Origin of the sequence: Chthonomonas sp. (assembly GCF_035294165.1) — a bacterium.
In the GTDB taxonomy this organism is placed as follows: Bacteria; Armatimonadota; Chthonomonadetes; order Chthonomonadales; family Chthonomonadaceae; genus Chthonomonas.
Map to the genome: position 1 here is coordinate 1 of NZ_DATGLN010000104.1, position 13284 is coordinate 13284.

Consider the following 13284-nt stretch of genomic DNA (forward strand, 5'->3'; position numbering starts at 1 on the left):
GAAGTAGACGCCCTCAATATCGTGTTCGCACAGCTCCTTGACTACTACACGAATCGCCGAGCGGTAGGCATCTCCCGTCGTGCAAAGCCTTTGTAGTGGCGGCGTCTCTCCAATATGGCCGTAACTTCCATAAGGTTTCCCGTCTGGACCAATGAGGACCCAGTCCGCAAATCGAGGGTTTTTAACATTGAGCCATGACGGCGGACACGGATGACCGTAACCTGTATAACAATAGTGATGCACTCTCGTTTTCCGGCACGCGCGCGAAACTTCGTCGATCAAGTCGCGACTTCCCAGCTCGGGATGCACGGCAAACACTTTGCTCGGGTAATATGCATAGTGCCCGATGGGTTGGGATCTTAGGGCATTGCCCCCTAATTTCATGACAATGTCGAGAAGCTTCTCAGCGTCAAAATCCTTCATGTGCGGTGAAGCTGGAGGGGCATAGCCATCGAAATATACGGCTTGCGCGTAATGTAGCCATTCCGGCGGTTTATAACCGTCAAGAGAAATTTGATCGGCGTCTGGAACATCTGTGTTGTCTGGCCTAGCCTCAGTGCGCGCTTTCCCCAGATCTAAACTTGCCAATGCACCAATTCCCAACGTAGTCCCCTTCAGAAACGTTCTCCGTCGCATCGCGTCTTACTACCTCCGCTATATTGAACACCTGACTTCGATGACAAAGCGCCGCACAACACTATCGAGCCTTCGTTTTGTACTGCGTTTCAGCAGCAAAGAGTGAGCGGATGCAATAGTGTTCGTGGTACAGCGGCTTAATGCCCATCTACAGCTTCTTCGGAATCCCATCCCCGATCTATAGGACCGCCCGGACGGATCATCCGCCGAGGACCCTCACCTAGAGGCCGTAACGGAACCTCACAGGCTGCCAACATCTTCTTTTCTTCTTCACTGCGCACGCGGTAGGCCTCCCGAGATTTAGATCCAGTCGGCATATATATCACATTGCCTTGTAATATCTTTCCGCGTTTTACGGCAACCGAGCTAAATCTGCTCGGCACAAATCAGGTCAGCATCAGGCCCTCCCGCTGCCACCTGAGAATGGCGGTAGTCGATTCATATACTGATATACCATCTACTAGATCGTGTCAATAGGGCCTCTGAGGTCCAGGTCCGACATTGCGGGAGCACTAACGAAGAACCTCCCGTCGTTGCCCGTAAGCGAAGCGGCGAGTTTCCATCGGCCTCGCCTCGCAGGCAGAAGCCGAGGCTATCTGAGAAAGGCTTGAACGAACCGCATTCAATTTATCTCAGCCCATATGGCAAAGAGCCCTCAAACCCTCCCGATAGTAAATAGCGATTTTCATGGCAATTTAGATCTTTTAATGGCTTTTGCATTCAATATGTCCTTCTCATGTTAGAAGTCTGGTTTGTAGCGTCCCCGAACGAAGGGCTACTGACGGCCGTGGCACACATCATGCCGATGTCGTTCATTTGGTTTCCACGAGTTCCGGCTGAGCGGCGAGACGTCGTTGAAGAGGAATGGGAAAATCACCAGTTTGCAATGTAAAAGGAGCTTGACTCCGATCAGTGGATCGCATATATTTGACATTTCAATGTCAGGGAGGCTTCGGGCAACCCTTGACACAGATCTGAAAGGTTGGAGGGGTTCAAACATGAAACGGTACAGTATCCCGAATCTGAGGTCCGCTTCGGCACATTACGCCGGGGCGCTCCGAGTCTTAATCTTTGTGACTTTCTTGGCTTGCCTCACGGCTAAGGGCATGCGGGCGCAAGCGACATTAGGGAATGCTGCCGTTAGTGGCACGGTCACGGATCCCTCTGGAGGGTTTGTCCCTGAGGCGCAGGTTTCTCTCACAGACATTGCCCGTAATTTCTCGCGCCAAACGGTCACGAACACCGCAGGGTCTTTTTTATTCCCCTCGATCGCACCTGGCGTCTATATCCTGCGTGTCACCGCAAGAGGGTTCGCCGTGTATGAGATGAAAGGTATCACCGTCGCGGTTGGGCAGCGCGCCACTCTAAATGTTGTTCTCAAGCTGGGACAGGTATCCAGTGTGGTTACGGTATCTGCTGGAGAGCAGCCTCTATTACAGACACAATCCAACGCCCTTGGTACCGTCGTGGGCTCTGAGCGCGTCGAAAGTCTACCGCTGAATGGCAGAGATTTCCTCCAACTCGCGGTAATTACAGCCGGGGTAGAGCCGCCGTTCGGAACGTCGGGGGGAATTCTCTCGCAAACCGGCCATCCCGACCGAGGCGTCGTTATCGACGGTATTATGCCGTCGGCGACCGGTTACGCAATCGACGGTATCTCTACGCGCGGGGGGCGCGTCGGCGATCCGCTGTGAACGTTTCGGTAGCCGATATAGACCAGTTTAAAGTACAGCAGAGCTTCTTCATGCCCGATCAGGGCCCGAACCCTGGCTTGGTGAATGTCACTACAAAGAGTGGAACCAACGAGATACATGGGCAGATATTTGAGTATCTCCGCAATGATGCCATGGATGCGCGAAACTTTTTCTCCCCCCAGCCGGAAAGTTTGAAGCGGAATCAGTTTGGGGGGGCAGTCGGCGGCCCTATCCGCAAGGATAAGATATGGTGGTTTGGCAACTACGAAGGATTGCGCCAGGTCCAGGCGGCGGTTGCTAGCGGGTACACGCCCACTTATGCAATGTTTCAAGGTGACTTCAGCCAAGTGGGGCAAACCATTTATGACCCGGCTACATTCTCGTCCGTTAGTGGTACTCGGTCAGCATTCCCGGGTAACATCATCCCTACGTCACGGATTAACCCCGTTTCCAAAGCGCTGCTCAAGTACTATTTGCCGGGAGCAAGTTTGGCCGAAACCCCCAGTAATCTCTTCGGGTTTCCGCGAGTCACTTTAAACGACGACACATACGGTGGCCGCATTGATGCCGCTCTCACTGCGCGGCAGACCCTCTACGGGCAATATATTCATGAAAACTCGCCCGAAAGAACACCCGGCCTTATGCCCCTGACCGGCCAATATTATCCGATCCAAAATGATCTGATTGCCATTCAGCATGCCTTCTCTCTACGGTCAAATCTGGTCAACACGCTTCTGATTGGCGGAGTACGAAACTATACGCTTTCGGCGAACCCAGCCCTTTCCCTTCCTAGCATAGCCGAGGCTGTGGGAATACCCAACACCCTCGATGGTCACGGCATTCCTTACGTTAACCTTCAGGGCTACACTCCCTTTGGAGACGGTGCTGGAACACTCGGTGATATTGAGAATCAGTACCAGCTTGGCGATACTCTCAACTACATTCGTGGTACGCACGACTTTCAATTTGGCGGAGGAATACACTATATACGCACCTGGCAAGAGAATGCCAATGCCGATGCCAACGGAAGCCTGAGCTTCCTGCCCCAGTTTTCCGCCCAATTGGTCCGGAATGCCCAGGGGCAACTCTTGCCAGAGTCCGGAACCGGTAATGCATTCGCGGATTTTCTGCTCGGAATGCCGAATCAAGCTTACACCCAAGGCTTGCCCATGATCCCTTACCGATATACCGAGTTCATGCCCTACTTTGCCGATACTTGGAAACTCATTCCCATGTTGACGTTGAATTATGGCATCTCTTGGTTTCTAAGCACGGTGCCCAACCCCCAAGGTAAATATCACGAATGGCCACATGCCTTCGACCCTCAAACGGGGTTGCTAACCTATGCTGCATTAGGCCAAATCTCGCCAGAGGTTATGTCGACTGCATACAACCACTTCACGCCCAGGCTCGGGTTTGCGTGGCAACCAGGGTTCCTTCCGAAGACGGTCATTCGTTCGGGGGTCGGGGTATATTTCTTCGAAGACGGGTTGATCGAACTTCAGGGTGCGATGGCCGCACCGCCTTATAACACAGCGGCCACCTACGTCAACTCCACGACAAATCCCCAACCCACGTACGTGCTGGGCACGAACGTTTTTCCACCGGTCAGCTTTCCCCCTCTCACTTCTACATTCGCTGCATCGCTGCCGAGCCCCATCTCTGCTTTCGTGCTCAATCCGAGCGGCCGCACTCCGTACTCTACACAATGGAATTTTTCCATCCAGCACACCCTCTCTTCGCGAGACATGGTCGAGATCGACTACCTCGGCTCAAGCTCACACAAGCTGCAAACGCGTTATGACCCTTCGATGTGCGTGCCGGCGTTGCCCAGTCTGAAATGTGACAAAGCGACGTCGCCCTACCCACGGTACAGCGCGCTCTTATATCTGGACTTCACTGGTAATTCAACGTATGAGGCTGTGGTCGCCAAGTATACCCGAAGGGTTGGCAGTGGTCTAAACTTCAACGCGGACTATACGTTCGGTAAGGCGCTAGCAGACACTGAAATCTCTGGCAACAATCCGAACCAGATCGCAACCTGTCGGAGGTGCGACAAGGCACCGGCTAGTTTTGACCAAACACATCGCGCGGTTTTCAGTGCTGTATACGATGTCCCATTGGGACGGGGAAGGAGGTTCGGAGCGAACATGCCGCATGCCGCCGACCTCGCCTTCGGGGGTTGGAAGGTTACCGGGATAACAACGTTTGCGACCGGCAGGCCGATTAACTTCACGAGCCCGAACACGACAGGGGTTTTCAACACAACTGTTCGTCCAGATCGCCTCTGTAATGGCAGTCTATCCGGCAATCTTCGCCAGAACGGCTTTGTGGATTTTAATACAACCTGTTTTGTTTCACCACCGGCCGGGTATTTTGGCAATTCAAGCCGTAGCCCGCTTTTCGGTCCAGGGCAGAACAACTGGGATTTGGGACTATTTAAAACGTTTCCACTTCACTTCATGAGCGAAAACGCGGAGTTCGAGCTTCGGGCTGAACTCTTTAATGCATTCAACCACACACAATTCGGCCAGCCGAACGGGAACACCGGAGCCGGACCTAACTTCGGAAAAATTTCGTCAGCGGCATCTCCGAGGCTAGTTCAAATTGCTGCAAAGATACTGTTTTAATTTTAAAATGACCAGTTGACGCGGTGGCGTAACAGAAAGGCTCAGGTCGGCGCGAGTTCCCCTAAAAGGGCGCCGTATTACTTCGATACAGAGTTAATGGAGGGTGCAGTGAACTCATTCTTAGGACGCCTGCGGTGTTATGTGTTGGCTATGGTCGTTGCCTACTGTCTGTTGGCGCTGGCTTACGGAAAGGGCCTTACCCCCCAGCAGAACACTAGCAGAGCTCCTATCCCTGTTGCTAAGGGAATCCAGAAGATCGCGCACGTCGTTTGGATCAGTCAAGAAAATCGCAGTTTCGACAACTACTTTGGTACATATCCCGGCACGGATGGCATTCCGCCGGGGACGTGCCTTCCTGTGCTACCAGGCAGTCGCCGGTGCGTCAAGCCTTTCCATATGCCCGACGGAGGCGTAGGCGTGGACGGGGGCCCACCCTGCGACTTAAGTCATCTATGGAACGCTGCCCATGCCGCTTACGACAATGGCAGAATGGACGGCTTCGTTTGGGCTGAAGGCAGTGCCTACACCATGGGATATTACGACGAACGCGACATACCAAACTATTGGGCTTATGCACGCCACTACACGCTCTGCGATCGGTTTTTTTCATCTCTTAACGGTCCCAGCTTGCCGAATCACGTTTATATGGTGGCCGCGCAGTCAGGCGGTCTGATCGTCAATGCAGGTAGCATTAAGGAAGTGGAAGAGGATCTAGACGACCCGGACGGTTTCAGCTTCGCTTCCATCATTAAGCTCCTTACCCAATCGAAGGTTTCATGGAAATATTACGTGGAAACCGGCCCGGTCTTGGAAGCTGAGAAAGGAGACCCTGACTTGCATTGGACCAAGAGCGCGAAACAGTTCACTCTATGGAATCCCCTGCCGGCCTTTAAGCAGATTCGCGACACTCCCAACGAGATGGCGAACCAGGTTCCACTGACCGAATATTTCAGTGATCTTAGCCACGGGACTCTTCCACAAGTTAGTATCATTATTCCAAGCAATCAGGATAGCGAGCACCCGCCGGCCGCTGTGCGACGCGGCATGTGGTACGTAACCACACTTGTGAACGCACTGATGAATAGTCCGTACTGGAAGGATAGCTTGATCTTCATAACATGGGATGATTATGGCGGGTTTTATGACCACGTTGCCCCTCCTGCAATTGATGCCTTTGGTTATGGCCCTCGAGTACCTGCATTAGTGATTTCGCCGTACTCGAAACGGGGGTACATTTCTCACTCAGTGTACTCCTTCGAGTCGATTCTGAAGTTTATCGAGGAGCGTTTCAATTTACCTCACATGACGGCACGGGACGACCGGGCCGATGACATGGCCGATTGCTTCAACTTCAACCAAAGCCCAAACCCGCCCTTGGTCATACCCGTTCCTGCCAAGCTGCCGGAGGAGACCAAGTATCCATATTGCATTTACAGGGCCAGTGTCCCCTTGCCTGTCCTTTACCCGCCCAATCCCCCTTTTGGACTGCGGATGATTATCGAGCAACAGCCTGGCGAATTGAGGAGGCTGAGGTAGTTGTGATGCAAGCGGGTCTGTGCGCCTGCGTAAGCAGGGATTAGTGCTCACACATTGTGACAAATCGACAAAGCTTGACGAGCTGACCAAATGGGGCAGCACGAGTGGTAAGTTAGCAACATTCAAACTTTTCGCGCTTGGCCATCTACGAATAAATTGGAAAATGTCTGGGGTTTAGGACGTGAAAGTAACTGACATCAAGGTTGACATCCTAGGAATGGACTTTCGCAACTCATTGATTGTAAGAGTGGAAACAGATAGCGGAATTACTGGATGGGCGGAGACCGTGATGAAACGCCACTCACGCTCGGTCGCGGAATCGATTCTTTCGCTAAAAAGTTATATTGTTGGAAAAGACCCTACAGCGGTCGAAAACCATTGGGAGAAGATGTATAGGGACTCTTTCTGGGTCGGAGGGCCAATGCATAGCGCTGCGCTTAGCGCCGTTGATTGCGCCCTTTGGGAAATCGTGGCCAAAGTCCACGACGTGCCCGTACACAAACTCCTCGGGGGACCGACGCGGGATCGAGTGCTGGTGTATTGCCATTGTCCGGCGGGTGCGAGTCCGGAAGTCTTTGCAGAAAATGTGAAGCGTTGTAAGCAAGCAGGTTATCGCGCGCTCAAGACCACGCTACCGCTCTTTTACGGCGCGGAGGAGGACAGCAAAGAAGCCGGTAGCGGATATTCGGGGACAAAAGGGCTGATTGATCGCACTAAACGGGAAACAGAGTATCTGGACCCTTCAATCTGGGCGCGGATCAGCGAATTCTTCGCTGCTGCCCGGGAGGCGGGTGGGCCGGAAATGGGCTTGGCAGTAGACTGCCACGGACGGTTAAACGTGAAGAATGCCCGGCAGCTATGCCGCGCACTAGAGAACGTTGGGATGATGTGGGTTGAAGAACCGGTGCCTCCGGAAAACGCTGATGCGCTAGCCGAGGTGAAACGGGAGACGTCGATTCCCATTGCGGCCGGAGAAAGATGGGCGACCATCTACGGTGTGAGAGAGTTCTTGGAGAAAGGGGCGATCGATATTCTGCAATGTGACCTTGTCGTCTGTGGGGGTATCACGAGTCTAAAGAAGATCGCAGCATTGGCCGAGGCGCATTACATTGGAATGGCTCCGCATAATCCGAACGGGCCCCTTGCCACGGTCATGAACACGCAATTTGCCGCCGCAATTCCCAACTACTTGATCCTAGAGACGATCGGGTCAGCGACGGATCTACGCACTGCGGAGAGACTTCTGAGGCGCCCGCCGCAAATGGAAGATGGATTCTTGCCCGTGCCCCGAGGTTCTGGCTGGGGCGTCGAAGTCATTGCTGAAGTTTTCCCAGAATTTCCATATCTTCAGGAACGTGGGTGGAGGTAGGAAGAAGAGAATTGGCAATCGATCCGGTTCTGTCAAAATCTCATGAAAATGAAACCGAGTATCCGAGGGGTAGACCTGTTGGACATGAGGCGTCATGATTCACAGATTTTAGATTTATCACGTTCATGTCTAGAAGCTATTTCGGCTCTATAGCACAATATGTGGGTAGATCTTCGCTGACGATGACGGACTAAAGGAGCGGAGGCGACAAGCAAAAGGCGCACAAGGGGAGCGCCGCCCAAAGCGCGGCTGAGAAAAACGGGTTTCCATCGGTGGGGTTAATCTGTGGTGGGAACAGCAGAGAAACCTTCGACGAGGAGACCAGTCATTCAACTGAGCGTTAAAAAGATTCTGAACCAGATTCAACCCCATGCCGGATTTGTTTTTCAAGACATTCGGCTTCACGGGCGGCATGGCCAGCCGGAGCGAATTGAGATCAGGGTGAGAGCTCACGCGGGCATGGCTCGGCGCTGTTCGCGATGCCGGCAGCCCGCGCCGGGCTATGACGAACTGCTCGAGCGAGAATGGTGACATATTCCGCTGTGGGGCATTCGGGTCGATTTCCGCTATGCGCCGCGGCGGGTGGAGTGTCCCGAGCATAGGGTCGTCGAGGACATCCCCTGGACGGAGGGCAAGCGCCGGCTGACCCCGGCGATGACGGGCTTTCTGGCCCGTTGGGCGCGGCGACTGAGTTGGCGGGAGACGGGGGAAGCCTTTCAGGTCAGTTGGGAGGCGGTTTATCGGTCGGTCGAATGGTTCGTGGCCTGGGGCGTGGCGCACCGCGCGTTGAAGGGGGTGAAGTCGATCGGGGTGGATGAGATTCACTGGGGCCGCGGGCTGCGAGCGAGCAACTTCTTGACCGTGATCTACCAGATCGACGCGCATTGCCGACGGTTGCTGTGGGTGGGCTCGGGCCGTTTGCAGAGGACGTTGTGGCGGGGGCTGAAGGCGCTGGGGTCAGAGGGGGCGAAGGGTCTGCGCTTTGTCTGTAGCGACATGTGGAAACCTTACCTCGACATCATCGCGGCCGAGGCCGGCGAAGCGCTGCACGTTTTGGACCGCTTCCACATCACGATGCACTTGAACCAGGCGGTGGACCAAGTGAGGCGGGCCGAGACGGTACGTCTCCGAGCGGCAGGCCAGGCATCCGCCCAGCAACTCAAGCACACCCGCTGGACCCTGCTGCGTCGTGGCAGCCGGGTGCGCGGGCGGGCGCGGCAGAGGCTGAACGCGCTGCTGACCAGCAAGCTCGAGACGGCTCGGGCTTGGGAATTGAAGGAGGGCTTCTCTCATTTCTGGAAGTACCGCTCCGTCACCTGGGCCGGAGCCTTTCTCGACTACTGGACCTGGAGGGCGATGCGCAGCCGCATCGAGCCGATGAAGCGAGTTGCCCGAATGTTGCGCGCCCATGAGGAACTCCTGCTGAACTGGTTTCGAGCCCAAGGGGAGATTTCCACGGGCTCCGTGGAGGGTCTCAACAACAAAATCCGAGGGATGACCAGACGATCCTACGGCTTCCGCACCTATGAAGCGATGGAAATCGCGCTCTATCACACGCTTGCTCGCCTCCCCGAGCCGGAATCAACCCACAAATATTGCTGAGGAGGCGGATTTCTGTTTGCACATGCTGATTATTGACAGTCATGCGCATGTCTATGGTGATGATGACAGTCGATGGCCACCCATCGCCAATCCAACCCGGCCACCGGATGGATCGGGGACCTTTGCGAGGTTGCAATCCCTCAGTAGAGAAAACGGTGTTAGCGGGATTTGCGCCGTGCAGCCTGGGACATTTTACGGGTGGGACAACCGGTTCATATGCGGTCTTGCCCGAGCCTTTCCAAATCGGGTCGCTGCAATTTGCTCTCTCGACCCTGACGATTCGAAGTCATATGAGCGGTTCAAACGGTACGTACGGAGTTACGGAGTAAGGGGGCTACGCAGTTACCCTGCGTCGGACGGTCATCTCAATCACCCTGGGGTGCTTGAGCTATGGAGAGCTGCCGAAGAAGAAGGAATAACAATAAGTGTTTTTGTTAGGCATGACCAGGCGGAAGAGTTATTCCGAATGGTGGAGAATCACGCGCACCAACCGATTGTGATCGATCACTGTTTCATTACGAAACCTGACGGAGCTTGGAGAAGGTCATTAAAGAGTATGCTACGGTTGGCGAGGTTCCCGAACACATACGCCAAGCTGAGTTTTTTGCCGCTAGGCAGCGTGGAGGACTATCCCTTTCGGGATATGCACGAGCCTTGCAAAGGAATCATTGCGGCGTTCGGTGCGGACAGGTGCGTATGGGGCAGCAACTACCCGTGTGAACTCTGGACTCCAAAGTCGAGTTACGCTCAAAATCTGCGGCTCTTTACCCATGAGCTTGGCCTTCGGGATGCGGAACGACTCGCTATTCTAGGGCAAACGGCAAACCGATTGTGGTTTCGAGACAAATTGACTCATCCAGCCAGCTTATAAGGGGATCTGTCCATGCGAGCAAGCGTGATCGGAGCAGGCGGAATCGGAAGTGGAATCGGTGCATATCTTGCTCGCGCTGGGCATGAGGTGACACTCGTATTCAAACACAAAGACGAAGCTAGTGCAGTACGAGCAAATGGCTTGCATGTGACGGGCGTGCAGACTTTTGCTGTCCAGGTAAATGTAGTTGAATGGCCGGACCCCATTCCTCCTTCAGACTTATTGGTTGTGGCAGTCAAAACCTATGACACTCGTGAAGCCTTGCGCTCTGCGTTGGGCACTTCGGTCAAGATGGCACTTTCGGCACAAAACGGCCTCCAGAAAGAAGAGATGCTTGCGGAGTTTTTCGGACAAGGACGCGTAATTGGGGCAGTCATGCAAGTCACGGCAACGAACCAAGGTAAAGGCAATATCTTCAATCCTGATGTTTCTTTAAGTCACATCGGGGAGCTTGATGGTCGCCCTTCCCTCCGAATAAGGGAACTCGCCCACATTCTCACTGAAGCGGGGATCCTCACAGAACCAACCTCTGAAATTCGCTCTATTGAGTGGACAAAAACCTGCCAATGGATTGCCACGTCACTCCTTTCTGTTATGAGTGGATACCCCTATTCATTGATTTTCTCTACGGATTGGCTCTCACCGCTATTCGTCGAAATCGTGCGCGAATGCGCGGCGGTCGCATGCGCAGACGGAGCTCACATCGTTGAGACTCCAAGCCTGTTCGTAAATCGTCTTATCGATTCTCCAACCGACAAAGCATGTGCGTGGCTTCAGGAAAAGGGAAGGCACCTTGCAGCCGCGTGGGGAGCGCGCTATAAGGCCTCGATGCTGTTGGACGTGGAAAGACGCTCAAAAACAGAATTCGACGACGTTGTGGGGTATGTGCTCAGAAAGGCTCGTGAGCGGAAGATTGAAACGCCTGCGCTGGATTTTGCAATTCGACAAGCCCGTAATCATGTGGGATCGAGGCTCGGCATAGACGGCTAAAGGGTTGCTGTGCCCCATCGGGCTGACATCGAAGGTGTCTTGGATTCCGTTGAAGGTTGAGCGACAGTTCTCTGACCCGGTTCGGATAGAATCGGGTTGGAAAAATCTCAAAAAAAGGAGAACCGTCGTGGAGAGACGATATCAGATTGTGGGTAAGGAGAGCAGCGAAGAGTTGGGAAGATAGCTGGCCAGGAGTGGACAAGTTTTGTTGCCGAGGGTGGAGTTGATCGAACAGTCGCGGATGGCGGTGGGTGAGCGGATCGACGTTTTGGGGCGGCCGAAGATCGAGGCAGTACTGCGGTTGTTGGACGAACGGGTCCCGGGTCCTTCGCATCCGGGAAAGAAGGGAGGAAGCATCGGCTGGCATGGGCGGGAGGCGGGCATGGTCTGTTTGAAAGAAAGGAAACTGCGGGTCAAGCGGCCGCGATTGCGAACGAAGGGCGCGGGGAAGGAGGGCAAGGTTCTGATTCCCGCTTACGAAGCGATGCGGTCGGAAGAGAAATTGGGCGGTCGGATGCTGGAGATCTTGTTACGCGGCGTGTCCACGCGGCAGTATCGCGCCGTGCTGCCCGAGATGGCGGAGAGGGTCGGTGTGTCACGGTCGAGCGTGAGATTGGAAGCCGTCGGAGCGAGCGAGGAAGAATTGAAGCGCTTGTGTGAGCGGCGCCTGGAGGAAATGGATCTGCTGATCCTTCATCTGGAGGGGTTGATTTTTGGCGAGCATCACGTTTTGGTGGCGGTGGGCTTGGACGTGGAGGGCCGCAAACACGTGCTTCGGCATCGCCGAAGGGGCGAGCGAAAATCAGGTGGTGGCGCGGGGGCTGCTGGATGACCTAGTGCGAGGAGGGCTGAAGACGGACCGGAAATACTTGTTCGTAGTGGACGGCTCGAAGGCGCTGCGTGCCGCGACGGACGCCGTGTTCGGGTCGGAGAATCCGGTGCAACGCTGCCGCCACCACAAGATTGAAAACGTCAAAGCAGCCAGGCGCGCGGCCTTTCGGTTGCCAGCGAAGGAAGGCGTGGCGCGATGGGAGAAGCAGGTCGAGGGGCTGGAATGCGAATATCCCTGCGCGGCGGCCAGCTTGCGGGGAGGATTGGCGGAGATGTTCACTGTCAGCCGGCTGGGCTGTCGCCGAGCCTCGCTCGTTGCTTTGTTTCAACCAACGTGATCGAGAGCCCCATAGCGTGCGGCTGCGCACACGGCGGGTGTGTCATTGGCGCTATGGCAAGATGGTGCTGCGCTGGGCCGCCGCCACGCTGCTCATGACCGAACAAAACTTTCGTAAGGTCATGGGTTACCGCGACCTGTGGATGCTCAAAGCGGCCTTGGAACAGAAGGGAGTGTTAGCTGAGCAGGAGGTCGCGTAATATGAACCGAGCCGCCGCTCACCTCCAACGGCCATTGGGACACCTTCCTAAGGTCGGCTTCGCACCTCACGTGAGCAACGGAGCATTTGACAAGGATGAGTCCTAAGGAACTCTGAAAGTCGAAATAAGAGGAGCGTGTAATAACAGGATGAGGCGCCGACATTTTCTCACCAAGTCTCTTGGGACCGCTGGGCTCGTCTACGGCCTCGGGCAAAGTTTAGATTCGGCAAACCGCTTTGTGGCACGGCAATTTGGCACTCAATCTATAGGCGGCGAGGCTAGATACGATGCGTTGGCAAAGGCATTGGATCGAGGCGCGATGGTACGCGGGTGGCTACCAACTGTCAATCCTGGCTACCACCATGCTCCGGACAAGGCAGTGGAAGCGTTCAAAGATTTGAAGTTCGGCATCCGGATCCATTGGGGTCTATATTGCATGATTGGTAGCGATGCATCCTGGGCGTTGGCCGGAGCGAATCGAGAATTCTGGAACATTTACAATGTGTTGTATCAGTTTTTCAATCCCACTGACTTCGATGCCGATGCTTGGATGGATCTTTTTGCACGCGGGGGGATCCGGTTTTTCAC

The 13284-nt window shown here is 54.6% G+C and carries 12 protein-coding genes and 1 pseudogene; 12 read left to right on the top strand and 1 reads right to left on the bottom strand.

Annotation, left to right across the window (positions count from 1 at the left end):
* The coding region (locus VKV29_RS05295; RefSeq protein ID WP_324200261.1) for a hypothetical protein at positions 1-603 on the bottom strand (603 nt) is incomplete at its 3' end.
* Positions 604-1742: 1139 nt separating this feature from the next.
* On the opposite strand from VKV29_RS05295, the pseudogene VKV29_RS15360 reads away from it, so the two are divergent.
* From VKV29_RS15360 to VKV29_RS05345, 12 genes and pseudogenes are all read left to right on the top strand, one after another.
* Positions 1743-2006: pseudogene (locus VKV29_RS15360) on the top strand (carboxypeptidase-like regulatory domain-containing protein); the annotation flags it as partial.
* 30 nt (positions 2007-2036) lie between these two features.
* Entirely contained in the window at positions 2037-2330 is a 294-nt protein-coding gene (locus VKV29_RS05300; protein WP_324200262.1) for a hypothetical protein, read from the top strand.
* A complete protein-coding gene (locus tag VKV29_RS05305; protein ID WP_324200263.1) occupies positions 2327-4960 on the top strand; it encodes a hypothetical protein in 2634 nt (877 codons plus the stop codon). Before VKV29_RS05300 ends, VKV29_RS05305 begins: the two co-directional genes overlap by 4 nt.
* Before the next feature lie 150 nt (positions 4961-5110).
* The gene (locus VKV29_RS05310; protein WP_324200270.1) at positions 5111-6496 is read left to right on the top strand and encodes an alkaline phosphatase family protein; all 1386 of its coding nucleotides are present in this window, start codon (positions 5111-5113) and stop codon (positions 6494-6496) included.
* A 217-nt stretch (positions 6497-6713) separates the two neighbouring features.
* A complete protein-coding gene (locus VKV29_RS05315) occupies positions 6714-7865 on the top strand; it encodes a mandelate racemase/muconate lactonizing enzyme family protein (RefSeq protein ID WP_324200264.1) in 1152 nt (383 codons plus the stop codon).
* A gap of 540 nt (positions 7866-8405) precedes the next feature.
* Positions 8406-9467 (top strand): ISL3 family transposase, encoded by a 1062-nt coding sequence (locus VKV29_RS05320; RefSeq protein ID WP_324200271.1) that lies wholly within the window; start codon positions 8406-8408, stop codon positions 9465-9467.
* A gap of 22 nt (positions 9468-9489) precedes the next feature.
* The gene (locus tag VKV29_RS15365) at positions 9490-10338 is read left to right on the top strand and encodes an amidohydrolase family protein (protein ID WP_414647340.1); all 849 of its coding nucleotides are present in this window, start codon (positions 9490-9492) and stop codon (positions 10336-10338) included.
* A 12-nt stretch (positions 10339-10350) separates the two neighbouring features.
* Positions 10351-11328, top strand: coding sequence for a 2-dehydropantoate 2-reductase (locus VKV29_RS05325; RefSeq protein WP_324200265.1), 978 nt, complete (start codon positions 10351-10353; stop codon positions 11326-11328).
* Between the two features lie 205 nt (positions 11329-11533).
* Entirely contained in the window at positions 11534-12160 is a 627-nt protein-coding gene (locus VKV29_RS05330; RefSeq protein ID WP_324200266.1) for a transposase, read from the top strand.
* Between the two features lie 37 nt (positions 12161-12197).
* On the top strand, positions 12198-12497 hold the full coding sequence (locus tag VKV29_RS05335; protein WP_324200267.1) for a hypothetical protein: 300 nt from the start codon (positions 12198-12200) through the stop codon (positions 12495-12497).
* 16 nt (positions 12498-12513) lie between these two features.
* Positions 12514-12696, top strand: coding sequence for a hypothetical protein (locus VKV29_RS05340; RefSeq protein ID WP_324200268.1), 183 nt, complete (start codon positions 12514-12516; stop codon positions 12694-12696).
* A 148-nt stretch (positions 12697-12844) separates the two neighbouring features.
* The coding region (locus VKV29_RS05345) for an alpha-L-fucosidase (RefSeq protein ID WP_324200269.1) at positions 12845-13284 on the top strand (440 nt) is incomplete at its 3' end.

Bases quoted from the DNA above. Each gene is read 5' to 3' on its own strand.
- VKV29_RS05310 (WP_324200270.1), top strand. From the start codon at position 5,111: ATGGTCGTTGCCTACTGTCTGTTGGCGCTGGCTTACGGAAAGGGCCTT.
- VKV29_RS05315 (WP_324200264.1), top strand. From the start codon at position 6,714: ATGGACTTTCGCAACTCATTGATTGTAAGAGTGGAAACAGATAGCGGA.
- VKV29_RS05325 (WP_324200265.1), top strand. From the start codon at position 10,351: ATGCGAGCAAGCGTGATCGGAGCAGGCGGAATCGGAAGTGGAATCGGT.
- VKV29_RS15365 (WP_414647340.1), top strand. From the start codon at position 9,490: ATGCTGATTATTGACAGTCATGCGCATGTCTATGGTGATGATGACAGT.